Origin of the sequence: Psychrilyobacter piezotolerans (assembly GCF_003391055.1) — a bacterium.
GTDB lineage: Bacteria > Fusobacteriota > Fusobacteriia > Fusobacteriales > Fusobacteriaceae > Psychrilyobacter > Psychrilyobacter piezotolerans.
Genome location: NZ_QUAJ01000005.1, coordinates 114,662 through 140,521 on the forward strand (window position 1 = coordinate 114,662; position 25,860 = coordinate 140,521).

Annotated in this window: 25 protein-coding genes and 1 pseudogene; 12 read left to right on the forward strand and 14 right to left on the reverse strand. The window is 34.8% G+C overall.

Features of this window, described 5'->3' with window-relative positions; translation table 11 throughout:
• Nucleotides 1-11: 11 nt before the first annotated feature.
• The 5 genes from DYH56_RS04395 (at nt 12) to DYH56_RS04415 (ending at nt 3,126) form a co-directional block, all read left to right on the forward strand.
• Nucleotides 12-674, forward strand: coding sequence for a class I SAM-dependent methyltransferase (locus tag DYH56_RS04395; RefSeq protein WP_114641645.1), 663 nt, complete (start codon nt 12-14; stop codon nt 672-674).
• A 758-nt stretch (nt 675-1,432) separates the two neighbouring features.
• The gene (locus DYH56_RS04400; protein ID WP_114641646.1) at nt 1,433-1,912 is read left to right on the forward strand and encodes an NUDIX hydrolase; all 480 of its coding nucleotides are present in this window, start codon (nt 1,433-1,435) and stop codon (nt 1,910-1,912) included.
• 45 nt (nt 1,913-1,957) lie between these two features.
• Nucleotides 1,958-2,308, forward strand: a complete 351-nt coding sequence (locus tag DYH56_RS04405) for a hypothetical protein (protein WP_114641647.1) — start codon at nt 1,958-1,960, stop codon at nt 2,306-2,308.
• A gap of 176 nt (nt 2,309-2,484) precedes the next feature.
• Nucleotides 2,485-2,757: a hypothetical protein gene (locus DYH56_RS04410; protein WP_114641648.1), complete on the forward strand. Its 273-nt coding sequence runs from the start codon at nt 2,485-2,487 to the stop codon at nt 2,755-2,757.
• 153 nt (nt 2,758-2,910) lie between these two features.
• On the forward strand, nt 2,911-3,126 hold the full coding sequence (locus tag DYH56_RS04415; protein ID WP_114641649.1) for a hypothetical protein: 216 nt from the start codon (nt 2,911-2,913) through the stop codon (nt 3,124-3,126).
• 292 nt (nt 3,127-3,418) lie between these two features.
• On the opposite strand, the gene DYH56_RS04420 is transcribed toward DYH56_RS04415, so the two are convergent.
• The gene (locus tag DYH56_RS04420; RefSeq protein WP_114641674.1) at nt 3,419-4,447 is read right to left on the reverse strand and encodes a M42 family metallopeptidase; all 1,029 of its coding nucleotides are present in this window, start codon (nt 4,445-4,447) and stop codon (nt 3,419-3,421) included.
• Nucleotides 4,448-4,464: 17 nt separating this feature from the next.
• Nucleotides 4,465-5,967, reverse strand: coding sequence for an ABC transporter substrate-binding protein (locus tag DYH56_RS04425; RefSeq protein WP_114641650.1), 1,503 nt, complete (start codon nt 5,965-5,967; stop codon nt 4,465-4,467).
• A 454-nt stretch (nt 5,968-6,421) separates the two neighbouring features.
• Here DYH56_RS04425 and DYH56_RS04430 point away from each other — a divergent pair, with 454 nt between their 5' ends.
• Complete coding sequence (locus tag DYH56_RS04430; protein ID WP_114641651.1) at nt 6,422-7,186, forward strand: DeoR/GlpR family DNA-binding transcription regulator; 765 nt, start codon at nt 6,422-6,424, stop codon at nt 7,184-7,186.
• 97 nt (nt 7,187-7,283) lie between these two features.
• On the opposite strand, the gene DYH56_RS04435 is transcribed toward DYH56_RS04430, so the two are convergent.
• From DYH56_RS04435 to DYH56_RS04450, 4 genes are all read right to left on the reverse strand, one after another.
• Nucleotides 7,284-8,558, reverse strand: coding sequence for an ArsB/NhaD family transporter (locus tag DYH56_RS04435; RefSeq protein ID WP_114641652.1), 1,275 nt, complete (start codon nt 8,556-8,558; stop codon nt 7,284-7,286).
• A gap of 25 nt (nt 8,559-8,583) precedes the next feature.
• A complete protein-coding gene (locus DYH56_RS04440; RefSeq protein ID WP_114641653.1) occupies nt 8,584-9,507 on the reverse strand; it encodes a PTS sugar transporter subunit IIA in 924 nt (307 codons plus the stop codon).
• Between the two features lie 187 nt (nt 9,508-9,694).
• On the reverse strand, nt 9,695-10,669 hold the full coding sequence (locus tag DYH56_RS04445; protein WP_114641654.1) for a sugar phosphate isomerase/epimerase family protein: 975 nt from the start codon (nt 10,667-10,669) through the stop codon (nt 9,695-9,697).
• 101 nt (nt 10,670-10,770) lie between these two features.
• Nucleotides 10,771-11,631, reverse strand: coding sequence for a YitT family protein (locus tag DYH56_RS04450; protein ID WP_114641655.1), 861 nt, complete (start codon nt 11,629-11,631; stop codon nt 10,771-10,773).
• 162 nt (nt 11,632-11,793) lie between these two features.
• On the opposite strand from DYH56_RS04450, the gene DYH56_RS04455 reads away from it, so the two are divergent.
• The 3 genes from DYH56_RS04455 to DYH56_RS04465 all read left to right on the forward strand — a co-directional run bounded on the left by DYH56_RS04455 (nt 11,794) and on the right by DYH56_RS04465 (nt 15,304).
• Nucleotides 11,794-13,065, forward strand: a complete 1,272-nt coding sequence (locus DYH56_RS04455) for an MFS transporter (RefSeq protein WP_114641656.1) — start codon at nt 11,794-11,796, stop codon at nt 13,063-13,065.
• Between the two features lie 91 nt (nt 13,066-13,156).
• Nucleotides 13,157-14,527 carry an alanine/glycine:cation symporter family protein gene (locus DYH56_RS04460; RefSeq protein ID WP_114641657.1) on the forward strand — a complete coding sequence of 457 codons (1,371 nt, stop codon included), beginning with the start codon at nt 13,157-13,159 and terminating at the stop codon, nt 14,525-14,527.
• A 12-nt stretch (nt 14,528-14,539) separates the two neighbouring features.
• Nucleotides 14,540-15,304 (forward strand): DeoR/GlpR family DNA-binding transcription regulator, encoded by a 765-nt coding sequence (locus DYH56_RS04465; protein WP_114641658.1) that lies wholly within the window; start codon nt 14,540-14,542, stop codon nt 15,302-15,304.
• 94 nt (nt 15,305-15,398) lie between these two features.
• Here the strand turns inward: DYH56_RS04465 and DYH56_RS04470 are convergent, their stop codons facing one another.
• From DYH56_RS04470 to DYH56_RS04495, 6 genes and pseudogenes are all read right to left on the reverse strand, one after another.
• A complete protein-coding gene (locus DYH56_RS04470) occupies nt 15,399-16,316 on the reverse strand; it encodes a cation diffusion facilitator family transporter (protein ID WP_114641659.1) in 918 nt (305 codons plus the stop codon).
• A 51-nt stretch (nt 16,317-16,367) separates the two neighbouring features.
• On the reverse strand, nt 16,368-17,024 hold the full coding sequence (locus tag DYH56_RS04475; protein WP_114641660.1) for a TetR/AcrR family transcriptional regulator: 657 nt from the start codon (nt 17,022-17,024) through the stop codon (nt 16,368-16,370).
• A gap of 56 nt (nt 17,025-17,080) precedes the next feature.
• On the reverse strand, nt 17,081-18,760 hold the full coding sequence (locus DYH56_RS04480; protein WP_114641661.1) for a BCCT family transporter: 1,680 nt from the start codon (nt 18,758-18,760) through the stop codon (nt 17,081-17,083).
• Nucleotides 18,761-18,911: 151 nt separating this feature from the next.
• Nucleotides 18,912-19,079, reverse strand: a pseudogene (locus DYH56_RS04485) (cold-shock protein); the annotation flags it as partial.
• 136 nt (nt 19,080-19,215) lie between these two features.
• Nucleotides 19,216-20,553 carry an APC family permease gene (locus DYH56_RS04490; RefSeq protein ID WP_114641662.1) on the reverse strand — a complete coding sequence of 446 codons (1,338 nt, stop codon included), beginning with the start codon at nt 20,551-20,553 and terminating at the stop codon, nt 19,216-19,218.
• Between the two features lie 13 nt (nt 20,554-20,566).
• Nucleotides 20,567-21,751, reverse strand: a complete 1,185-nt coding sequence (locus DYH56_RS04495; RefSeq protein ID WP_114641663.1) for a MalY/PatB family protein — start codon at nt 21,749-21,751, stop codon at nt 20,567-20,569.
• 443 nt (nt 21,752-22,194) lie between these two features.
• On the opposite strand from DYH56_RS04495, the gene DYH56_RS04500 reads away from it, so the two are divergent.
• From DYH56_RS04500 to DYH56_RS04510, 3 genes are all read left to right on the forward strand, one after another.
• Nucleotides 22,195-22,656 (forward strand): MarR family transcriptional regulator, encoded by a 462-nt coding sequence (locus DYH56_RS04500; protein ID WP_147269590.1) that lies wholly within the window; start codon nt 22,195-22,197, stop codon nt 22,654-22,656.
• A 517-nt stretch (nt 22,657-23,173) separates the two neighbouring features.
• A complete protein-coding gene (locus DYH56_RS04505; protein WP_114641665.1) occupies nt 23,174-23,779 on the forward strand; it encodes a vWA domain-containing protein in 606 nt (201 codons plus the stop codon).
• Nucleotides 23,780-23,988: 209 nt separating this feature from the next.
• Nucleotides 23,989-24,711, forward strand: coding sequence for a sulfite exporter TauE/SafE family protein (locus DYH56_RS04510; protein ID WP_114641666.1), 723 nt, complete (start codon nt 23,989-23,991; stop codon nt 24,709-24,711).
• A gap of 204 nt (nt 24,712-24,915) precedes the next feature.
• On the opposite strand, the gene sixA is transcribed toward DYH56_RS04510, so the two are convergent.
• Both sixA and DYH56_RS04520 read right to left on the reverse strand, forming a co-directional pair.
• The gene (gene sixA / locus DYH56_RS04515) at nt 24,916-25,371 is read right to left on the reverse strand and encodes a phosphohistidine phosphatase SixA (protein WP_158539051.1); all 456 of its coding nucleotides are present in this window, start codon (nt 25,369-25,371) and stop codon (nt 24,916-24,918) included.
• A 63-nt stretch (nt 25,372-25,434) separates the two neighbouring features.
• Nucleotides 25,435-25,629, reverse strand: coding sequence for a hypothetical protein (locus tag DYH56_RS04520; RefSeq protein ID WP_114641668.1), 195 nt, complete (start codon nt 25,627-25,629; stop codon nt 25,435-25,437).
• Nucleotides 25,630-25,860: the final 231 nt, after the last annotated feature.

Here is a 25,860-nt window from a genome sequence, read left to right on the forward strand (position 1 = left end):
GGTAAAAAGGCATGAAAAAGTTTGATCCTATTGCATATAAAAAAATGGTCAAATCTTACCAAGACGAAGACAAACCTACTGATTGGTTTGATAGTATCTATACCGATGCAGAAGGAGATTATAGAGAGGTTTTCTGGGCAGACCTTGAACCTAATCCTTATCTTTTAAAATGGTTAAAAAAATGTATTTTTAAGCATACAGGACGCAAGGCCATTGTTATTGGATGTGGGGTTGGTGATGATGCGGAGGCCTTGAGTGAAGCAGGATATGAGGTGACTGCCTTTGATATTTCGCCTGAAGCAATACGTCTTTGTAAAAACCGTTATTCAGACACCACGGTCAACTATCTTATAGCAGATCTTTTTGATTACCCACCACAATGGGCTGAAAGTTTTGATCTTGTTTATGAGTGTAACACAATTCAAGTCTTACCAGGTAAGTATAGAATACAAGCACGAGATGCCATGGTCTCACTCCTGGCACCCCAGGGATATATTCTTGTCTCATGTAGAAGTCGTCTTAAGGGAGAACAAGAAGATGACATTCCCCTTCCTCTTGATAAAGAGGAAATAGACGGTTTTATACGATGTGGTCTAAGTGAAGAGAGTTTTGTGGCCTATGATGACACCCAAGAACCCCCTGTCCCTCATTTTTTTGCCTCTTATAAGAAGTAGATATGATGGAAAAATTAGGCTTTAGTAATATATACAATCTTAAAGGCGGGTTGAAGTCTTTTAATGACTGTAATACTTGAAAATAGTATGTTAATCTTCTAGGTAGAAGAAACAGTTGAAGAGTAAATTTAAATAATCGCCGTACAATTATTTTTTGAAAAAGGAGAGAGGATATTTATGAAGAAAATCATTTTATTTATAGCTTTAGTCAGCCTCTTACTAATTGGATGTTCTAATCTCTCAGTAGGAATTGAAGCATCAACTTATAATACTGAAAATAATAATCCTAAGGAAATCGAGACTTACTTCGGATGAAAACTACCAAATTAACAATTTTAATTGGAGAAATGGGAGTTGCTGTAAACAAAGGGTTCGGAGTTTGGCAGAGATAAACGGTCTCGGATATCCTTTTTTGAATCTTTGTAAAAAAATTTAAACTTTTTCCACCTAAGTGACATCTAATAGGTATAAGCAGATAAGAATAAGAATTTTTTCTTTCCTTAAATAAATATATAAATAAAGACCCCTTAACTGTGTGACTATCACAGCTTGGAGGTCTTTTATTTTTGACTATATGTACTACGAGTCAATAAAATCAACCTTAGAGTAAGAAGTAAAGTTATATAAAACCCATTAGTCAACTTTAGTTTTTTTTAATTAATTTTAGATTATTTTATATATTCATGGTATAAATATAATTGAAAATGGAAGAGTTGTTAAAGTTATTGGTGATCTGTAGGAAATAAAGGGGGATAATAATGGATTGTAAATTAATAACAGCTGACAAACGATTTAGGTATAGAGCAGCAGCTATAATTATTGAAGATCGGGATGTTCTTTTTGCTAAAAACGAAAGGGATAGTTATTATTACTCTGTAGGTGGAGCAGTAAAAATAGGAGAATCTGCAGAAGATGCAGTTAAACGAGAGGTTTTAGAAGAGACAGGGATAGCATATGAAATCGAAAGACTTGCCTTCATCCATGAGAATTTTTTTGAGGGTAATGGTGGGACACTAAAAAAAGGAGTAAAATGTCATGAAGTCTGTTTCTATTTTTTAATGAAGTCTAGAGGAATAAAAGAATTAAAAAGTGATAGCTCTACAGCAGATGGAATAAGAGAATTTATGCACTGGCTTCCAATAGAAAAGCTAGAAAATTATGAAGCACATCCAAGTTTTTTTGCCAAAGAAATACAAAATATAGGAGAGTATGTTAAACACATTGTAACAAAAGAATGAATAAATTTATTAAGTTCTAAAAAAAAAAAAATTGAGGTGACCAATTTGGAAAAATTACTGGAAAATAAAGAGATAAAAAAATGTTTAATTAGTTTAAATACTGAAGCTTTTAACGATTTTATAAATGGGGATAAGAAATTTGAATATAGAAGAAAATATACCGATGGAAAAACATTGGCTTTTATCTATGTAACTTCACCTGTAAAGCAATTAAAAGCTGCAATTTTATTTGACAAACCAATTATAGATACACCAGAAGAAATAGCTAAAATAGCTGAATCAGAGCATCTACATTGGAAAGAAGGAGCATTAGAATATTTAGAAGGTTGCAAAAAAGGTTATGCTATTCCTGCAAAAAAGGTTATGCTATTCCTGCAAAAAAGATCTTTATTTTAAAACCGATAGATTTAATTGATTTAAGAAAAATAGGTATTACACCTCCACAGTCATATGTTTACTTAATAAATGAAAAAAGAAAATTATTTGATGAAATTGAAATACAACAAAATATTGATATTAATTAGGAAATATTAGTCTTTATTAAAATTTGAGTTTTTAAATGGAGGTACTAAATGTCTAGTAAAGCTGCAATTAAAGGTGTTATGAAAATGTTGGATGAAGGATCTATTTCTACTGAGGATCTCCTTTCAGATGAATTTTTTAAGAGGTATTCCTCTGTGAGATCCCTGGAAGAATTTGAAAGTAAATTTGATACCGCTCCTGCAAATGGGGTGACAAAAGAAAAATATGCACAGGAGATAATCAGGACATATACCGAATTTAAAAATATTGATGAAATGAAGAATAAGGCTATTGAATTTTATGCAGAGGAAGAATCAGAGTAACCTTAAAGTCTCAATGGTACAGTTCAAGAATCCAGTCGATCAAGCAAACTCTTGAACCACACTATTTAGAATTTAAAAATTCAGCTTAAAATATATATTGAAAAAAATTATTTCAAGTAGTATCATTTAATTAAAATTTAAGGGGGGTTAAATATGTTAAATTATATTAAAGATGCTGGTTTTGATTTGGTAAATATCACTACTAATAGCGTTGGTGTTGGCTTCGAAACTGGTCATAAGTATAAAAATGTAAAAATCATTTCTGAAAAAGAAGGATTTATTACAATTGAATATCCTAATAGTAAAGATCATAAAATTATTCTTTCGAAAAATTCAATTCACACCATTGAAAAAGCTCATCGATACTAGGTGAAATTATTAAAAAGGCTTAAGTACCTTTTTTTATTTCATTTTTTCGGGGATGGGAACTCCTAAGAGCTCCCTAATGATTTTTAGCATGAAGCGCTAAATAATACAGCCCACTAGTTATCAAACTACGTGTACGTACAAACAAACATTTCATAACTGATGAGGTTATACTGGCATTTACTCAGGTACCCCATAATAAACGTTTCGACGTAGAAAAAGCAACGGCTTAAGTCCGTTGCTTTTTTATTAAATTTCCGATGGTTTCTAATATCCCGGTATTTCCTCCTAAAAATTATAGAACAGCTATTAAAAGCCTGACAGTTTCAATTATTCCGTCTTTATGAGTTCTTTCATAATGATGACTGGAATCCACACTGGGACCTATACAGGAAAAATTCACGTCAAATCCCTGGGTAGCTGCAATAGATGCATCTGAACCATACCGGTTGTGCACGTCTACAGTATACTTTATCTGGTATTCTTCACAGAGATCCACCAATTTTTGTCTCAATTTAAAATCATAGGGGGTTCTGCTGTCTTTAGCTATGATATTTACTTTTCTTTCATCCCCGTTGGAATAATCGGAAACCAGACCTATATCCAGGGCGATAAACTGATCCACATCTTCCGGAATTACCGATACCCCATGGCCTAATTCCTCATAGTTTGAAATATAAAAATAAACCTTATTCTTGGGTTTGATATCGTTGTCCCTGAGGTATTTAATATAACTGAATAACTGGGCAATACATACCTTATCATCTATATAACGGGATTTTAAAAACCCATTATAGGTAAAGGTAGTTCTTGTATCAAAGGAAACAAAGTCTCCGATGGATATTCCCAGATCCTCCGTTTCTTTTTTAGAAGACGTAAATTCATCGATCCTTACCTCTACATTCTCCTGCTCCCGAACTAAGGTAGTGACTTCCTCCCCGTATGTATGTCTGGAGGATTTTATAGGGAGGAGAGACCCGGTGTAATTTCCTTTTTTAGAGGTATGGATAGTAAGATTTTCCCCTTCTACACTGTTCCATGAAAACCCTCCTATATTGTTGAGAATCAATTTACCGTTGGGTTTAATGTGCTTAACCATAGCTCCTAAAGTATCTATATGAGCTGATATCATGGTAACCTCGCCGTTTTCTTCCCCATCCATCTGGGCAATTAAGGCTCCTTTTTTAGTCATATGAGGAGTGAGGCCGAATTTTTTAAATTCCTCCCTGCACCTGTCTATCCCGTCATAGGTAAGTCCCCCGGGACTTGGAATTTCCATAAGTTCTTCTGTTAGCTGCATAATATAATCCCAGTCAATTTTAATCATTGTGTCCTCCTAATTTAATTATTTAATTTTTTTATATCTTTTAAAATGTGATGTCCGCTCCCCTTGACTACAAAGTCTTTTATATTTTTATTGATTCCTACAATATTGTTTTTATAAAAAAGAGGTATTACAGGAGCATCTTCCATAATTACAGTCTGTGTCTCCATGAGAAGATTCTTTCTTTCCTCTCCTGTTTTTATTCTGGAAGATTCTATAAGGTTATCCACCTTTTCATTGGCATAAAAAGACCTGTTACCTGCTCCCCCCTTAGATGCCGAGTGAAATAAAGGATAAAGAGCATTATCTGCATCTCCTGTACCTGCATTCCATCCAATGATCATCAGCTGGTGTTCCCCGTTTCCGGTTTTTTGAATATATGTTCCCCATTCCAGGATATCTATACTGGCATCGATCCCTACATCTTTTAGATTTGCCTGGATTATCTGGGCTGACTGAGTTCTCAGGGGATTTTCATTTACCCAGATATTTATCCTAGTCCCTTTAGCAATTCCCGCTTCTTTGAGAAGTTTTTTTGCTTTTTCAGGGTTAAAATTATAGTTATGAATATCCTGGTTACTGCCGTATACATTGGGACTGACAAAGGTATCGGCAACTATCCCTTTTCCATAGAGGGTAACATCCACAATGTCTTTTTTGTTGATGGCATAACCGATGGCTTCCCTTACCCTTTTATCCGTAAAGGGTGCTTTTTCAACATTTATTCCTACATATTCAGTGGATAAACTGGGAGTGACTATCAATTCCAGCTTTTCATTGTTTTCAACGGTAGTCATATCCACCGGAGCTATCCCATATGCAATATCTATTTCTCCCGTTTCCAAACCAATAACCCTGTTGGTATTTTCAGGGATAGCTCTGAAAATTACTTTTTGTATCAAAGGAGCTCCCTCAAAATAATCATTGAATCCGGCCAGGGTAATAAAATCACCCTTACTCCAATTTACAAATTTAAAGGGACCTGTTCCCATGGGGTTTTGACCGAATTCTTTTCCTAATTTTAGTGTATATTCTTTATTTAGAATAGAACACAGGGGATGAGTTAAATTAAATAAAAAAGGAGAAAAACTGTTATTCATAAAAACTTTTACAGTATATTTATCTGTGATCTCCACCTTATTGACAGCTTCTATCATCATCTTACTAGAAGGCATTTCCAGCATTCTTTCCAAGCTGAATTTTACATCTTCCGCAGTCATTTCTTCCCCATTATGAAATTTTACACCCTTACGCAGGTAAAATACCCACTCAGTTTCTGTAAGCTGTTCCCAAGATTCGGCAAGGGAAGGGATAATTTCATTCTTCTCATTTGTAGTAACCAAAGTAGAATAAATTTGTTTTGCAACTGCAAGGGAAGGAACATCGTTGTAAACTTCAGGATCCAGAGTTTTAGGATCAGCACCCTGTGCAACAATTAATGTGGCAGTGTCAGCCTCCTTTTCTTTACCGCATCCCATAAGTAGAAATAAACCCATTAAACAAATCAAAATCTTTTTCATAAATAATCACACCCTTAAAATAAAATAAGATAAAATAAACAAATATTAAAAAAAACTTAAATGATTCTAGCACATTTTTAAATTATGTGCAATTAATTAATACAGGAGTTTGCCTAAAAAGTTTTTCGAAGACAAACGTATTATATAAATGTGATTTTATTCAAAATATTGAGATGAAAAAATTATTTTCCCCTACTTTAATACCATATTTTTCCCTATTTAGATAATAATTTTATATTGATTATTAAAAAAACCTAAAAAAAGAAAGATTAAAAATAACAGTTATTTAATTGTCTGTGGGCATATTTTAATAAGTTTTCCAGTTTCACAGGCTTTTATTGAAAAAATAAGATAATTGATCTATAATTAGTATTATTGACTTAAAGGAAGAATTATAGATTCTTTAGAACTTTATCTTAAGAATATATCCGGCTAGATAAAGGAGGTTTTTTATTTGTTAGCTGAAGAACGTAAAGAAAAAATAATACAACTGCTTGAAAAAAACGGGAATATAAAGGTCTCGGATCTGACCAGACTCTTTGATGTTTCCCTGCAGACGATCAGAAGGGACTTGGAGGTTTTAGAATCGGAAGGCCTCATAAAAAAAGTCTACGGAGGAGCCATCCTGAAAAAAAAGAGAGTTCAGGATCTTACCCACTCTTCCAGAGAAAAGCAGTCCTTGACCGAAAAAGAAGAGATCGCTGAAATAAGTCTGAAACTCATAGAAGAGGGCGATTCCATAGCATTAAATGACAGTACCACCAACCTTGCACTAGCAAGAAAAATAAAGAAAAAATTTAAAAATCTGACTATTATCTCAAATTCCCTCCTTATCATGAGTGAACTTTCCAATGTAGAAGGGTTTAACCTTATCCTTGCAGGAGGGATCTTGAATGTAAAAGAACAGGCATTTTTTGGAGAGATAACCGAAAGAATCCTGGATGAATTTATAATAGACAAGGCTTTCATTGCTGTCAGTGGTTTTTCATTGCAAACTGGGGTTACAGATTATCCCCTGGAAGAAGTCCAGCTCCAAAAAAAACTCCTGGAAATAAGTCAAAAGGCTATCATTGTTGCTGACAGCAGCAAGTTAGAAACCACATCTCTTATCAAGGTGAGGGATGCTAAGGATGTGGATCTTTTGGTTACCGACTCAAATATTTCTTCCGAGATTAAGAGTCGTTATGAGAAGGCAGGGATTCGTATAATTAACCGGTAGAAGTTTCTTGTGATTATATAATTGGGCTTTGCTTATTAAAATAGACCGTTGCAGTGACTGCAACGGTCTATTTTTTTACTTTTGGCTGGGCTGTTCTTTAAAAGTATTTAATCCATAGATAAAGATTAGCTGCAATTAAACTTTGAACAGCTATAACTAATCCGAACTTCATAAATTTACCAAAACTTATCTTACACCCTGCCTTAGTGGCTGAATTTATAGCCACCACATTGGTTGCAGATGCCAGAATAGTTATGTTCCCTCCCAGGAGTGATCCCATGGACAGAGCCCACCAAAAAGTTGTTGTCTGCATCCCTTCAAAACTGGGAATCATAAAATGAATGATCTTGGAAACCATGGCTGCATTGGCTACATTTCCAATTACCGAGGTGAATAATGCCGATACCCACATTATCATACTCACAGCCAATGGGAAATTTCCCCGGGTATGTTCTACGATGTTGTCTCCAACAATGTCCACGAGACCTGTGGCTTCTATCCCCTGGATCAGCATGAATAATCCCATGAAGAAAAACAAGGTATCCCATTCCACATGTTTAAAGACCTCTATAGGTTCCCTTTTGGTTATTACTATTAATACAACTGCACCAGTAAGAGCCATGATAGCTAACCCCTTGTCGATGAAGTTGTTCATCAAAAATCCAAAGATTACCAGGGCAAAGATAGTAGCTGATTCCTGCAGCAATTTCATATCTTTTAATGATCTGGATGCATCCAGCTCCATGACCCTGGCCTTTAGATCTCTCGATACAACCATCTTTCTGCCATACATAAAATAGACTGTAATTATTAACATAATCAGTGAAATGATAGCAACTGGAGCTGTATTGATTAAGAAATCATTGAATCCTATCTTACCCTCTGCCCCTATGATCAGCTGGGTAGGGTCACCGATCAATGTAGCTAATCCCCCTATGTTGGCTGACATTATAAGGGTTATGATGTATACAAAGGGGTCAACTTTCAGCTGATTTGCCAGTAAGATAGATACCGGTGCCATGAGTAAGATGGTAGTTACATTGTCCAAAAATGCTGAACAGACAGCTGTTATTACTGCCAGAAGTACCAGTAAGGGAAAGGGTTCTCCCTTTACTAATTGGGCTACCTTTACTGCTAAATACTGGAAGACTCCTGTTTCGGAGATAAAATGAACGATGATCATCATCCCTACCAGCAGGAGTATTATTTCCAGTCTGGAGCCGATGGCATGGAGTGCCTCATGTTCATTTATGATTCCCACAAGTGCCATGGACAGCCCCCCTAAAAGGGTGGCTATGGGACCCGGGACCTTTTCTGTTATTATTAAATAAAATGTCGTTATAAATATGATTAAACCTATTGTTAGCTGCATACTCTTTCCTCCTAAATACCTAAACTTATATATGTAAAACTTTTTTGATTATATGTGATCTTAAGATTGTACCGTAATATTTACCATTTTCAACCACATATATCCTGGTAAAGCCTTTATTTACCATGAGCAGGCATATTTCCATTATAGGAGTTTTTCTGTCTACAACTATTGTTTTTTTTCTGTATATATCCTGAATTCTAGCAGTCTTTTCATTTTTTAGATATTCCTCAAAGGGCTCCCCTATGGTGAAAAAATCTAAATCATCCATCACCGAGGTATAATTAGGCATTCCAAAGGAAATAAGCTCCCTTTCAGTCATCTCTCCCAAGAAATTTCCCTTGTCGTCTACTACCGGAAATCCTGGTTTTTCTTCGGTGATGAGTCTTCTGGCTATATCGTCCAGGGTATCATAGGGGCTTACCGGTTTTATTGTGGGATCCATAACGTCTTCCGCAGTGATCTTGTTTTCAATTTTGACATTGATATCACTCAAAAGATTATAAACCTCAGTTTCACTCTCTGCATTCTTGATTTTTTCAAGTAATTCCCTGTCTTTAAGAGCTATTTTAGTGATAGAAGACATGATCTTCAAAATGATCTTATTTTTCAAGGTTTCTGCAGTGATCATAAAGAATATTTTTACCAGATCTTTCTTTCTCAGGTCCGCCGTATCACATTTCATGGGTTCCTTCATGATACCTATAGAGATAAGGATATCATCATATCCGTCTATTCTGGCATGGGGAATAGCTATTCCATTTCCCATGGCAGTAGAAAGGTCTTCCTCCCTGGAAAGGACTCCTTCTCTGATTAAATCCACAGATTCATTAAATTTTTTATCGTGTTTAGCTGTATTATCGATCATTTGAACAATGATATCTTCCTTGGTATTTCCTTCTAAATTTAAGTAAATACATCTGGGATTCAGATAACTTGATAACTTCATATATAACCTCCAAAATTATTATTCCGTATAAATATTAACATACTGTAAAGCTTTAAATTATGTCAATTATCATAAAAAGAACATAAAAACACCCCCTTAAGTGCATAAGTAAATCTACCAGAATTAGGCTTTTTTACTATGTCTACTTAAAGGGGATTAAATTAAAAATGTAAATTAATTTTTTTGACTATCTACAATATTTATCTCTAAGAGATTTTAGATATTCCGCACTCTTCTTTGCTCCTTCAAACTGATCAGCCATCATCTTTTCGATAACTGCATCATCTACAGCCTTGTGCGGGAAATAGTAGTCTAACGGCTTGATAAGGTTTCTATCATATGGTGCCTCTCCTAATTTAAATGCTCCCTCGCCGACTTTATGAACTCCACCTGCTCCAGGTTCTCTTTTAAAGTCTGTACAATATGGGAAACACATTTCCATATTGATTCTTTTTAATGGAGATTTTTCTACCATTATTTTGAATGCCTTATCTAAGTCGATATTTCCTGTTCCTGCCGGGACACCACAAACTAAATAATCATATTTAGCATCTTCATCCTTTACGATTATATGGTCTTTGAAATGAGTAGTATATGTATAAGGAGCCATCTTTTCAGCAGCCTCAATAGGATCTTCCCATGCCATCATAGCATTACCGAAGTCATAGTGAAGTCCTACCCAGTGAGAGTTTACTTCCTTTACGATCTTAATAAGCTCATCAGCCGTTTCATACTCATGATTTTCAAGACCTACTTGTATTCTGTACTTTTCTAAAACAGGTACTATATCCTTTAAATCCTGAGTAGTCTGCTCATATACAGCAGCATCAAACTCATCAAATTTAATATAAGTCCTGATAACGTCTGCTCCGATATGATGCGCTACTCTTACAGCCTTACTAAGTTCTTCATGACTAGTTCCATTACAGTCGATCTCAGCATAAAGATTATATTTATCTATCTCGGCTCTTACCTTGTCTAAATGCTCTTTATTGTCATCTCCTAATTGACCTAACTCAGAATCTATTCCCCAGCCTGGAATCATGTTAAGTTCTACACCTTCGAATCCCATCTCTGCTGCTCTTCTTATAAAATCAAATACATCCATCTTTCCATATTGGAAATACAGGTGAAAACTTTCTGTCTCGATACCAATTTTCATGTTTTTTTCCTCCTAAATAATTATTAACTAAAAACAATTTATCATACTTTTATATTTAATTCAACACTTTTTCGTTTCTTTGTGTTACATTTTGTTGTTTTTCATTGTTTGAGTGGTTCAAAGCCATCTCCCTTTCCCCACACAGAGATAACCGGAGCTACGTTGATAAAGGCTTCCTTATCTATCCTTGCCACATATTCTTTCATGGCATGGGCTTCCTTGGTAGAACAGATAGATATTAATTTAAGTTGAAGAGAATTTGAATCGTTGGAGTTATTTCCAAGACTTACACCACGGTGTAAAACTTCTTTAATATATTTTTTTACTTCCTCGGTTTTAGAAGTAATTATTATAACTTTGACTAATTGTGCCCTCATTCCCATAAGAACGGAATCCAATGTCTTCATATAGACAGCCTGCATAACCAAGGCATAGAGGATAGAATTTAGACCAAAGACACTTCCGCATACGAAAAGTACAGCTACATCTATAACAAAAAGAATCTTTGCTATACTTATATGGGGAAGCAGCAATACATTGGTAATTCTGGCTAAGGTATCGGAACTGCCCTGGGAAAATCCCTCCCTCAATACCAGGCCGGATCCTATTCCTGTTAATACTCCATAATAGATACAAACCAACAGTTTATCATCCAATACAACAGTAAAGACATTTAAAAAATCAAAGGCCACCAAGAGGAGCGGATATGTAAGGGACAGTAAGATTATCTTTAAACCCGCTACCTTTCCTAAAAATTTAAACGCCATAATTAGAGTAATGAGACATAGGATATAATATATTATGCTATATCTGACCCCTATAATATTTTCCAAGGCCAATGAAAGACCGGTAAATCCCCCCACAGTAAGGTTGTTGGGCTTCAAAATTACATTCACTGAAAAAGCCTGGATAATACAACCTAGATAGACAAAAAAATAACTTCTTAAACTATTATTTTTCATTTTTACCTCCTTTTAGATTATAGTTTCTACACTGCTAACTATAACATCACACAACATTAAAAGCAACTTAAAACAACTAAAAGAAATAAAAAGCTTTACAAAAACAACAAAAACGGTTATAATCCAATCAAATCGTTTTAAAAAAGTTTTTGGAGGTTAATAATGGAAAGAAAGGGTAATTTTAAAAAATGGTTCACTTTTATTGTTTTAATTATAGGGGGAGGGTCGATCTATAAACTGTCATCCCTTAAAGATGCATTTTATATCCCAATGCAGGAACATTTTCATCTTACACACGGACAAATAGGAAATGCACTGTCAATTTATTCTACTGTGGCAACTGTTGGGTTTTTATTTGCAATCTATTTTGCAGATAAATTTTCAAAGAAGATAGCACTTCCTGCATCACTTATTGCAACTGGAATTTTAGGAATATATCTGTCAACTTTTCCGGGATATCATGGTATTTTATTAGTTTGGGCATTATTCGGGATCACATGTGACATGATGTACTGGCCTATACTGCTAAAATCGGTAAAATCTTTGGGAACAGATCAAGAGCAGGGAAGATTATTTGGATTTTTAGAAGCAGGAAGAGGTGTAGTAGATACAATCATCGCCTTTACAGCATTGGCAATATTTGCATGGCTTGGAAAAGGAGCCTTTGGTTTGAGAGGGGCAATACTATTCTTCTCAGGAGCTACCATAGTAATAGGAATTATTTCTTACTTCTGTTTAGAACACGATAAACCGGTGGAAAAGAAAGAGGGCGGACTAAAGGGAGAGTTCCAAGGAGTTATAAAAGCTGTTAAATGTAAGGAAATTTGGGTTGTTTCATTTACAATATTTTCTGTTTATGCGGTATATTGCGGACTTACATACTTCATTCCGTTTTTAAAAGATATATACGGGTTACCTGTAACACTAATAGGGGCTTATGGAATAATCAATCAATATGGATTAAAGATGATCGGAGGTCCATTAGGTGGATTCCTGGCAGATAAAAAGTTTAAATCTCCAAGTAAATATTTAAGATTCTCATTCCTTCTTTCAATAGCAGCTATGATCATATTTATCCTGTTGCCGCATAAATCTATGAATGTTTACTTAGGAATGGTATTCACCCTTGGTTTTGGAACTATTATATTTTCTCAAAGAGCTATTTTCTTTGCTCCCATGGGAGAGATCAATATATCTGAGGATATTTCAGGATCGGCAATGGCTATTGGAAGTTTCATAGGATATGCTCCTGCAATGTTTACATATTCTATCTATGGAAGTATCTTGGATAAATTTCCTGGTTTTACAGGGTATAGAATAGTATTTTTATTGATGGCAGGTTTTGCTCTTGGAGGATTCATAATAAGCAGTTACCTTGTAAAATTAATTAATAATTCGAAAACAGCAAAAGAAACAGCAACTATATCAAATTAGTTTAAAAGCCTGCGGAAATTCTGCAGGCTTTTATTGCAAAAACAAAGTATTTAATTTATAATGAGGTTTACTAGTTTGAAAAGGAGGAACTATGAATTCTTTAGAAATTTATTTTAAAAATTTATCCAATATAATATGGGGGAATTGGCTTATCATCACACTTGTTTTAGTTGGGTTATTTTTTACGATAACTCTGAGATTTCTTCAATTAAGACATTTTCATACTGCTATCAAGGGATCTATTATAGATCCCTTGATTAAGAAAAAAAAAATTGAAGGGGAGGGGAATATCTCCCCTTTCCAGGCTCTTACTACAGCCCTTGGAAGCTGCGTAGGAAATGGAAATATCATAGGGGTAGCTACTGCGATAGTGGGAGGAGGTCCGGGAGCATTGTTTTGGATGTGGCTTGCTGGATTTCTGGGTATGGCAACTAAATACTCTGAAATAGTATTGGGGGTACATTTCAGAGAAAAAGGGAAAGATGGTTGTTATACCGGAGGTCCCATGTATTATATTTCCAAAGGGCTAAATCTGCCTTTTCTTGGATTTATTTATGCGGCACTTTTATTTCTTCAAAATTCAGGGGGAACCCTCATACAATCCAATGCTGTCAGGGAAGTTATGGTCAATTTATTTAATTTAAAACCAATAGCAGCGTCTATATTACTGGTTATTCCGGTTTTTTTAATTATAAATGGAGGGATAAAAAGACTGGGTAGTGTAACTGAAAAGCTCATCCCCTTTATGACTGCCTTTTATCTTTTGGGAGGACTCATAATCATAGCGGTAAATATAGATCAATTAATCCCTGCCATAAAATTAATCTTTTTTTCCGCTTTCACTCCCCAGGCAGGAGCAGCAGGAGTAGCGGGACATTCTATGAAAAGAGCCATGAGGTACGGAGTAGCCAGAGGGCTTTATTCAAATGAGGCAGGAGAAGGAACTGCTGCGGTAATCCATGCTACAGCTATCACAGACCATCCTGCCAGACAGGGACTCCTCGGCATCATAGAAGTTTTGGTGGATACCATCCTGATCTGCTCTGTGACCGGTCTGGTAATAGTTATATCAGGGGTAAACAATTTGGATATATCTCCGGCTATAATGATAAGTACGGCTTTTTCAGGAATACACTGGACCTTTAAATATGTAATAGGAATAAGTATGATTCTTTTTGGTTTTTCATCTGTACTTGCCCAGTGGTATTTTGGGAATGCTACATTAAATTATCTGGTGGGAGAAAAAAGCCGGTCTTTCTGTAAATACTTATTTCTTTTATTGGTTTTTTTAGGACCATTTTTATCCTTGGATTTAGTGTGGTATATACAGGATGTTTTTTTGGGATTACTTATTATACCAAATCTTATCGGTATAACCTTACTGAGCCCCATAGTAAAGAGTTTAACATTTGATTTTTTAGAAAATAAAGTTAAAAATAAGAAAGTTTATACATCTAGATAAAGGAGGTTTTACGTGTTAGTTGAAGAACGTAAGGAAAAAATAATACAAATACTAGAAAAAGATGGGAATATTAAGGTTTCCCATTTAACCAAACTTTTTAATGTTTCCTTGCAGACAATCAGAAGAGATTTGGAGACTTTGGAAGCCGATGATCTTATAAAAAAGGTCTATGGAGGAGCTATCCTGAATAAAGAAAAAATTCAGGATATTACACATTTCACCAGGGAAAAACAGTCCTTAATGGAAAAAGAGGAAATTGCCGAAATTGCTGTGAAACTTATAGAGGAAGGAGATTCCATAGCTTTAAATGACAGTACCACCAACCTGGCAATAGCAAAAAAGCTGAAGGAAAAGTTTAAAAAATTAACTATTATTTCAAACTCCCTCCTTATTATCACCGAACTCTCCAGTGTAGAGGGATTTAATGTTATCCTTGCAGGGGGAATATTAAATATAAAAGAACAGGCATTTTTTGGAGAGATAACTAAAAGAATACTGGATGAATTTATAATTGATAAGGCTTTTATCAGCGTCAGCGGTTTTTCTCTGCAAACAGGTATAACAGATTATCCCCTGGAAGAGGTTCAGATTCAAAAGAAACTACTGGATATAAGTCAGAAATCTATTATTATTGCCGACAGCAGTAAGTTAGAATCCATATCTCTTATCAAGGTGAGGGATATTTCGGATGTGGATATTTTGGTGACCGATTCAAATATTTCTTCTGAGATCAAGAACACTTATGAGAAGGCAGGGATAGGTATAATCTGCCGATAGAGCTAAAGAATGAATTAGGCTGTTGCAGCGTGCTGTTACAGCTTATTTTTTTATAAAAAAAAGCCCCAGAAGGGGCTAGGGGGTAAAATAAAGTTTATTCCTTTAATTCACAATTAATTTTATTTTTTATGTGGGTGCCTGTATCTACCTGGATCAGGATGTGATTAAAATCATATTTTTTTAAGTTGTATTTAATCTTACCAGTGATCTCTTCTATTTCCTTTAAAATTAAATTATTATTTTTTAAAACTATATGAAATGATATAAAATTATATTTTGAACTGGGTTTATAGATGTGTAAATCATGGTATTCAATGATATTTTCATTAATTTTAATGATTTTATCCAACTCATGGGGTGAGATCTCTGTAATATTGGCATCCATCAGAGATAAAAAACTTTTTTTCAGTAAGGGATAGGAATGACGCAGGATATAGAACGAAAAAATAATGGTTAAAATGGAGTCAATATAATAAATTCTGAAAAAGTAAATAAATACTCCCGCTGTGACAACTCCTACCGAGATGAGAGCGTCACTGAGCATATGTAAATAAGCTGACTTAATATTTGTATCTTCTCCATGTTCGTGATGATGTTCATGGTGAGTATGGGTGGAGACATTCATATTATTTAAAAGATATGCACTGATACCATTTGCAATTACTGCGATAATTCCAACAACTATCATATAGATAGGTTCTATGATTTCCGGATAAAAAAATCTGGAGACTGCCTCATAGACCATATAGATCATAGTTATGGATAAAAATAGGGTGTTTACAAAGGCTGCCATCATCTCAGATCGCAAGAAACCAAAGGTATATTTGAAGGTGGTCTTTCTTGTACCTAATTTTAATGCAATATAGGTAATAACTATGGCGATGACATCTCCGGCATTATGCAGTGCATCTGCGATCAATGCAAATGAATTTGAAATTATTCCGAACAAGATTTCGGAAAATATAATGATTAAATTAAAGATTATGATCCATAATATTTTTTTCTCCTTCATCTTGCCCTCCTAAAAAAATCAACCACCATGATTTTTTAATCAAATACAATGTTAAAAATTATAGCATCTCTTTATATATTTAATGGTTTTGTCACATAAAGCTCTGCGTTCATCGATATTTTCAGTTTTAGCTGCTTCCTCGAGCAAACCTTTATATATAAGCAGCTGCAGATCATTTATAGATTCAACTTTATCCAAAGTTATAAATCCTTCATTAACTAGATTAATAAGAATTTCTTTATTTCTCTGGTAGAGGTCTAAATTTAACATTATACTCTCAAACTTCGATGAAAATTTTGAAATATCTTCTGGATAAATTTTATAAAACTCTTCAATTGCACAACAATTTTCAATATTTTTTTGATCATAGTCCAAGTCTGAAAAAAATATAGATCTATAAATTTTTGGCCTTTCAAAGGAGCATTTACAAAAAAACTCCCACATAAGTATGGCTTCCTCTAAGGAATCTTTAGCTTTAGCAAGATATTCATTTAGACCTTTAAAATATTCTTTTAAAAATTTAATAGAACTTAAAAGTATCAAATAATCTAAATTTCTAAAATAAGTATAGAGGGTAGCACTGTTATATCCTGTAATCTTTGCAATTTTTCTTATACTAACCTTTTCAACGCCTTCTTCTTTAATAATAGTCATAGTTGTATCTATAAATTTTTTTTTTATAGCTAATTTTCGTTCTAATCTTCTCATAATTTTCTCCCTGTAAACTAATCTATATATATTATATAGATTAGCTGGTTTTCCTTTTATTTGATTATTTTTTCAAATTCACCGTGTATTTTTTCATTAAATATTTTATTTAATAATTTATCTTCCCTATACTGTTTAAGTTTATTAAAATCATTTTTAAGACCTATGTGTAAACTATAAGTCATTGCAAGGAGCATAACTGTAAAAGGCAGACCTGAAAGAATTACACCTGTTTGGAGGGCACTTAATGCCTCGCTTCCACCGGCAATTAAAAGTGCTGCTGCTATGGTTCCTTCCATTACAGCCCAGAATATCCTCTGGGGAACCGGGGAATCCATCTTTCCTCCAGAGGTCAGGTTATCAACTACAAGGGATCCTGAATCCGATGAAGTGACAAAGAATGATATTACTAAGAATGTTCCCATTGTTGAAAGAACCATCTTAAAAAGTGAAGATATCTCTAAATTCTGAATCATAGCAAACAATGATGTAGCTACATTATTATTGACTGCATTCAGCAGAGCTCCGCCGTCTATACTGTTTTGAAATAAAGCTGTCCCGCCAAATGCAGACATCCAGATAAAACTTAATAACGTCGGCACTATAAGAATGGCTAGCATAAACTCTCTAACTGTTCTTCCTTTTGAAATTCTGGCAATAAACATCCCTACAAAAGGTGACCATGAGATCCACCATGCCCAATAGAAAATAGTCCATGAACCCTGCCACTTATTCCCATTTTCAGTAAAGAAACTTATTGAAATTAAGTTATTCAAATAAAATCCCAGTCCATTATTAAAACCTCTTACCATATAAAGAGTCGGCCCTAAAACTATAATCAGAATAAGAAAGACAGCTGCGACTTTCATGTTTAATTCTGAAAGGATTCTGACTCCCTTCCCTATCCCGGAAACAACAGATACAGTTGCTATAAATGTGATTACAATTATGATCAAAACTTGTACTTCCGGTGATTGAGGAACCCCCAATAAAAAATTTAATCCTGCATTTATTTGTTTTGATCCAAATCCAAGGGAAGTAGCCAGTCCAAAAAGGCATGAAATTACAGCCGTTATATCGATGATGTCTCCTACCCATCCAAATACCCTGTCTTTAAATATTGGATAAAAGACAGACCTTAAAGAAAGGGGTAATCCTCTGTTATATGCAAAAAATGCCAGAGATAAGGCTACAAGAGCGTAGATCCCCCATGGATGAAATCCCCAGTGATAAAAAGTTATACCCAGAGCTTCTCCAATGGAATTTCCATCGGTTATTGGCATTTTCGTTGTAGCGTGATAAAGGGGTTCTCCCACACTCCAGAACATAAGACCTATACCCATTCCGGCACTTATCAGCATAGAATACCACGCAAAATTAGTGTATTCCGGTTTTGCTTTGGGTCCTCCCAATCTAACCTCTCCTAATTTACTGAACATAAGATAGACAGGGAAAACTAAAAATATATTAGCACTCATTATAAAAAACCAATTCCAGTTGTCGGTTATACTGCTTTTAACACCACTCAAAATTTCATTGACCCTTGTAGGATCTTTTAAAGTAGCTCCTATAAAGAATAAAACTAACAATCCGGAAATAATAGATACCTGCGGGTGGAAATCAAACCCCCACTTACTAATATTCCTGGAATGCATTAATTTTGTTTTTCCTTTTAGTTTATCGGTTTCAAATTTCGGCTTTTGAGGTTTTTGTGGTTTATTTTTTTTCTCCTTCATTTTCTCCTCCTTCAAAATTTATTCAACTTCTTAAATAGGATATACATAAAAAGATGGAAATAACCTTTTAAATTTTTTTAGGTATTGAGATAAAATAATAAAAAAAGTGGTAGAAATTTCTACCACTTTGAATATTCAAAATTATATATAATTATACAGTTTCGATGTTTGAAGCCTGAGGACCTTTAGCACCTTCAGTGACTTCGAAAGTTACTTCCGCTCCCTCTTGTAAAGTTTTGAATCCTTCTTTGTTGATTTGAGAGAAATGTGCGAAATAGTCGTTCCCGTCTTCTCCTGAAATAAATCCAAATCCTTTGTCATCCGAGACCGTTTATCCCTGCCATTCTTCAGGGGACGAGCTCCAGTGGGTCTATGGGTGAGGCTCTCCCAGAAATAAATCTAGGGGAATCGACCTGATATACCGACCATATTTTTTTAATTCAATCATTTTCCTATTAAAACTCTCTTTGGAAAGAAATGGACCCTTTTTTATATAGAAACTTACTGTATGCGAATGCTAATAAAATATATACTCCAGCAACAACAAATATATTTGCCGATTTGTCAGCCAGTAGGAAGTAACCTTGGACACACTGGAGCACGACCGCGCAAACCACAAGAACTTTGATCAACCATTTAGGTAATTTAAGTGGTGATTTTTCATACAGATCTTTGTATTTATATGGCAAGACAACTGCTGCTATCAATGGCAATATGTTTGCAATTTGAATTGCGGCATTCCCCAACGAGGATATGAACTCCAAAGACATTCCCGTTACAATCGGTATCAAGCCGACGATATAGAAGAACGTCAAGATCCAGTGCGGTGTTCCATATTTTTCATTAACTTCTCCTAATTTCTCAGGCAACCAACCGTCATGGCAGGCGATCAGCAAACCTTTGGTAACCCATGAGAATGTTGCATTCAAAGTGGTAGCCAATGCTACCATAGCTCCACATACGATAAATACAATGAATAAGCTATGCGGAAGTATTGTCTTTGCCACATTAGTCAGAGGTTGAAATGCAGTTTGTTCTAACGGAAGGATACCAACAGCTACAGTGGATACCAAAGCATACACTACCCCAATGACAGCTGTAGATGCCAGAATTGCAATAGGGATATCCCTTCCTGGGTTTTTCATCTCTCCACCCATTTCTCCAATGACAATCGCTCCACTAGTGGCAAATGTCAACAGTGCAGTCGCTTTAAAGAAACCACTCATGCCATGAGTAAATAGCACTTCTTTACCACTTGTGAATATTGAATAATCGACTTTCGGCAAACCAATAACAACAAACATTCCTAATGACAAGATTAGAAGTCCCATCATGACAGATTGCAATTTAGCCGCTTTTTTAGCTCCTGTCAAATTTGAAAGAAAGAGAATAGTCAAAATGACAGCTGCTACCAATTTCATAGGAACTCCCGGGATGATACCTTCAAAGTATTCTGCAAATGAAAGTGCGTACAATGCAATAGTAATCTGACCCACAATGAACAGGCAGAGATAGAAAAACCCAATCTGTGGCGATAAAATTCTACTTGTATATCGATAGTTTCCACCTGTAGTAGGTATAGTTGCTCCAGTAGCCGCTATAGGTATTCCAACAATCATGGTGATCACAGCAGACAGAATGAATGCCAAAACAACACTTGGTCCTGTCATACCAATTCCGATTCCAGTTAACGCCACGATTCCAGCCCCAATGATTTGTCCTGCGGAAATGCTGATTGCTCCACCAAGCCCTATTTCTTTCTTAAGGTTATCTTCTTGATTTCTATTCGCCACTTAAATCCTCCTCCTATTTCATACTACTTAAAATAACATTCTTCATTCGTATCAGGCATTCTTCCAAGATAGTTCTTGAACAAGCAACATTCAAACGTTCAAAACCTTCTCCCTGTTTTCCAAATATATAGCCTTCATCAAGTATCAGTTTGGCCTTATTGACCATCATATCTTCCAGCTCTTTAGCATTGAAACCATATGCTCTCAAGTCAATCCAGGTGAAGTACGTACCTTCAGGAATAATATATATAGCCTCCGGTAAATGCTCTTTAAGAAACGAATCAACAAATGCTAAATTTCCGTCAATATATTCATTCACCTGATTCAGCCAGTCTTCTCCATAGTTATATGCGGCTTTGGTCCCTTCAATACCAAAAACTCCCGATCCAAACATGCAGCTTTTGCTGAAATGTTCATAGTCCCATTGTTTCCTCAATTCCGGAGTCTTGAGCAATATGGTAGACATTTGCAGGCCGGCCAAATTGAAGGACTTGCTTGCAGCAAGACATGTGATCGCCTTTTCGTGATTAGTTAAACTTCCTATTGGCGTATGCTTCACGTTTTCTCTTACTAAGTCGCAATGAATCTCATCAGATACAAGATAAACATCATTTTCAATACAAATGTCAATTACTCTTTGTAATTCTTCACGTGTCCACACTCTGCCTACAGGATTGTGCGGACTGCAGAAAATAAACATTTTTGTATTTGGATCCTTAGCTTTTTCTTCTAAATCTTCATAATCCATTGTGTAGTAACCATCATTGTTCACAAGTTCATTCACAAGTAGTTCCCTGTTGTTCTCGACTACAAGACTGGAAAAAGGATAATACACAGGATTTTGAATGATCACACCTTCCCTTTCCTTAGTTAACATACGTACCAACGTAGCTAGTGCCGGTACAACACCTGGCGAATTCACCATCTGTTCTCTTTCTATCTCAAAACCAAAACGACGTTTATGCCAAGATATAATTGAATCATAAAATGTCTCATCAGGTTTAGAATAACCGAATATCTTCTTGTCAACCCTATTTGTCAATGCTTCCAATATTGGCTCTGCACATGGTAAATCCATATCTGCAATCGATAGGGCTAATATCTCCCCAGTATCACCTTCGTTAACATTAAAAAAATCCCATTTTACCGAACTCGTGTTACGTCTTTGAAGTACCTCATCAAAATCATACTTTTTCATTGAATCACATCTCCTCTTTTTTTTTAGTCATCATTACATTAGTAGCTAAAGTGATATCATATTAGCAGCTAAAGTGACAGAGTGTCAATACCTAATTTTACACAATCCACACATTCAGTATTATTTAAGTTGCTTTTCTTTTATTTTTGGACAACTTTATTAGATTTTAATCTAATTTTGAATATACTTTAGGAAATATCCAGCACCAGCTCTGCTGTTCTATTCTTAGAAAAACTCCCCCCCTATAATTTCGTTGTTATATAGACTCATAAATGAACTCAGATAAGGCCATCCATTCTTTTTTGTATATGTATATGTAATATCGTTTGCAGAATACTCCAATTTGTTATACTATAATTTATAGAAAATAAAGGCAGGTAAATATATTGATTAATAAAGAAGGTAAACAACATAGAGAAGATTTAGATCTGTTCATCGAATTCATGAACAAATTATATTATTTTTCCCACGTATTTCAAAAATATGAGGCCATCCCCAAAATTTACAATACCGAAACAAAATTGTACATGAAAGAGGTCCATACATTAGAAAAAGTTTTTGATAACGAAGGCATTACAACCAGTGAAATTGCCACAATTGAAAAAGTCACCCAAAGTGCAGTTTCACAGAAAATCAATAAGCTGGAAACCAAAGGATTCATTGAGAAAAAAAGAAATCCGGATGAATACAAGAAAATCAATTTATTCACCACTGAAACAGGTAAAAGTGTGTGTAAAGACCATAAAAAACATGATAAATCAATCTATATGAGTCTTATACAGCAACTTCACCTTGATGAATTCAATGACAACGAAAAGATGCTTAATAAATTCATCGAAATTCTGGATACCATTTCAAGTGATATGCAGAAAAATGTAGAGCGTTTGAAAAAACTAAAGGAGTAGCACAAAGAAGTCTTAATATAATAAAAAGTTTTGTTGCAACAATTATTCTAACTTTAAGATTTCTAATTTAGTCTGTTTCTAAAGTATTAATTCCAAAAAAATTATTAATGTATAGGGAAAAAACAAAAGGACTTAGGAGAGAAATAAGAGGGACCCAAATTTTTCACTGTAAACAAAGAGTTTGAATTGGAAAAAAATGAGTAAATAGAGTTAACTGTATTCATTTTAGTTAATCATAATTTTCGATTAGTATATATAGTCAAAAAAATAAAAGACCTCCAGCTGTAATAGTCGTACAGGCGGGAGGTCTTTTATTTTTATATTTTATTTAAGGAAGGAAAGAAATGAAAAAAATCTATTTTCATTTGCTTATACTAATTAGTCGTAAAAAGTAGGGAAAAAGTTTAAATTTATTTAATTTAAAGGAATAACTATTCCATACCCGAATAACATCTTGAAAGCAGAGGTATTTTTTTGCACTACCTTATAAAATAAGTAAAAAACAGGAGATGATATAATGAAAAAGGATTATCATGAAGTAATATGTATAATTGACCGTTCCGGGTCTATGGATGAAATCAAAAGCGATGCTATAGGAGGATTTAATTATTTTGTGAAATCACAAAAAGAATTTGAAGGTGAAACTGCCCTTTCCCTTATTCTGTTCAACGATAACTACAATGTTGTATATGATGGGAAAGATATAAAAGAAGTCCCCGTATTAGATGAAAAAAACTACATACCAAATGGGAGAACCGCTATGCTTGATGCTATAGGTACAACCATAGACAGGGTAGGGGAGAGACTTTATAAAACCCCAGAAGCAGAAAGACCGGAGAAGGTAATTGTTGCTACCCTTACAGATGGTCTTGAAAATGCCAGTAAGGAATATAGTTACCAGCAGATAGCTGTTAAGGTGAAGTTACAACAGGAAATGTATAACTGGGAGTTTATATTCCTGGCAGCAAATCAAGATGCAGTGGTGGCAGCTGAAAAAATTGCCATAAAACAGGAAGATGCCGTTAATTTTGAAGCAAGTTCTAAAGGTACACATGAAGCCTTCAACCTTATGGGAAAAATGGTTTCCCATAAAAGAAGAAAAAATAAAAGAAGAAAAAAATAAATTTTAACAAGATAAGGGGAACTCTATTTTGGAATCCTCTTTTTTTATTATCTAGGAAATTCTAAAAATTATAAACCTCTAGATTATGCCTATCTGGATGCAACGTCACGTTGCATTTTTATTTTAGGGGCTTCCAGGGACAAAAGAAATATAAATAATCAGACGGATATGATATAATCTATCTTAATTAAATTATTTTGGAGGATATTATGGAATTTATGTATATTGGAGCAGCCTTATTTTTTTCAACCTTTGTTCAGGGATTTACTAGTTTTGGGTTTTCTCTGGTAGCAATTCCATTACTTTCACTATTTTTAGATACTAAGTTAATCATAATTATAACTGTGACCTACAGTCTTGTAATAAACTGCATCATCATTAAAAAATACTACAGGGATACTAATCTGAAAAAGATCCTTCCCCTGTTAATTTCAGCAATTATTTTTACCTTTGTAGGAGTATCCTACCTTCAGACTATAGATGAGTATATTTTGACCCTGGTTATCGGGATATTGCTGGTAATAATAGGGTTCATCAATAACTTCGGAATAAGGTTTAGTTTAAAAAAGCCAGAGAACTACTACCTCCCTGTAGGGGCAGTTTCCGGAGTTTTAAATGGAATCGGCGGAATCGCAGGACCACCGGTCCTTGTATTCCTGTCCAATATAGATTTAAACAGATCCCAGTTTAAGGCAACACTGTCATCTTATTTTTTGACTCTAAATGTGGTAACTATCCTTACCTATATCTACAAGGGATTTTATACCCCTGAAAATCTCAATATTATTTGGACATACCTTCCCTGTGTAGTTGTTGGTACTGCCATAGGGGTGTATACCTCAACAAAGGTAGAGGAGAAATTGTTTAAGAAGATAATTAATCTTGCTATACCGGTGATGGGATTGAATATAGTCTGGAAGTTACTTGGATAGATGTGTCATATAGCCAGATTTAAAGGTGTAGTGATTAATTTATATAGTCAATAAAAGACCTCCCAGCTGTAATAGTCGTACAGTCAGGAGGTTTTTTATTTTATATTTTATTTAATGAAAAAATTCTTATTCTTATCTGCTTATAACTATTAGATGTCACTTAGGGTGGAAAAGTTTAAATTTTTTTATTTTTTTAATAAATATTTAGACATTGCATATGGCTGGTTTTAAGTACCATTCGATATAGAAGTTTTCACCATCGCTCCCGATGCAGACGACACCACCATTTGCAAACTTAACCACACCTGCATCTTCATTGCCGGTGGTCAGGTAGGAAATCAGTTTTTCCATATGGGGTAGATGTCCCACATACATTGTATCATTTGATTCCAGGAGGGTAGCGAACACTTTAACACTATCTTTAGGCTCCATCCCTAATAGTTTGTATATGCTGCCGTCTCCAATTTGATCCGAAAAGATCTGAGCAGTTTCCTCTGCCCTTGTTTTACCGCTATGACAGATTCTGCTGGCAGTAACTCCCATCTTTTTCAGGTAGGCCGAGATACACTCTACCTCCCTTCGTCCTTCTGGGGACAGTGGACGATCTGGGTCTGCTTCTTTTGCCAGGGCTATACCATGCTGCACAAAATACATATTCATTTTGAACTCATCTCCTTGTTTAGGGTATTTTATTTTTTTAAATCTACTTAATGCTTCTTCATATTATTCGGGGAGCTTCAGAGAACAGTTTTCGCGATACATCTCAAAATAATAGTCACAAAAATAATCCACAAAGAACGAAGAATTCCAATCCATATGTTCTCCATACCACGTATCCTCCACCCTCTTTAGTACCTCCATCTCCTTTTCGGTAGGCTCCCTTTTGAAAACGGCCTTGAATCTTTCTTTAGGTGTCATAGATCTTTCTCCTCCCTATTTGTAAATAATTTTTTTTATTAATTTTCCTTGATAACTCAATGTATCTATTAAGTTTTTAACTTTGTTAATTTGACAAATAATTGCTTATTTATGGATATTTCATAGTATTTAATACTGAAAACAAGAATTTTTGTATAGCAAACAAACGTCCTCACTATTTTTTTTGAAGGCCTTATTCCCTCAATATTCTTATGGCAACTACCCTCCCAT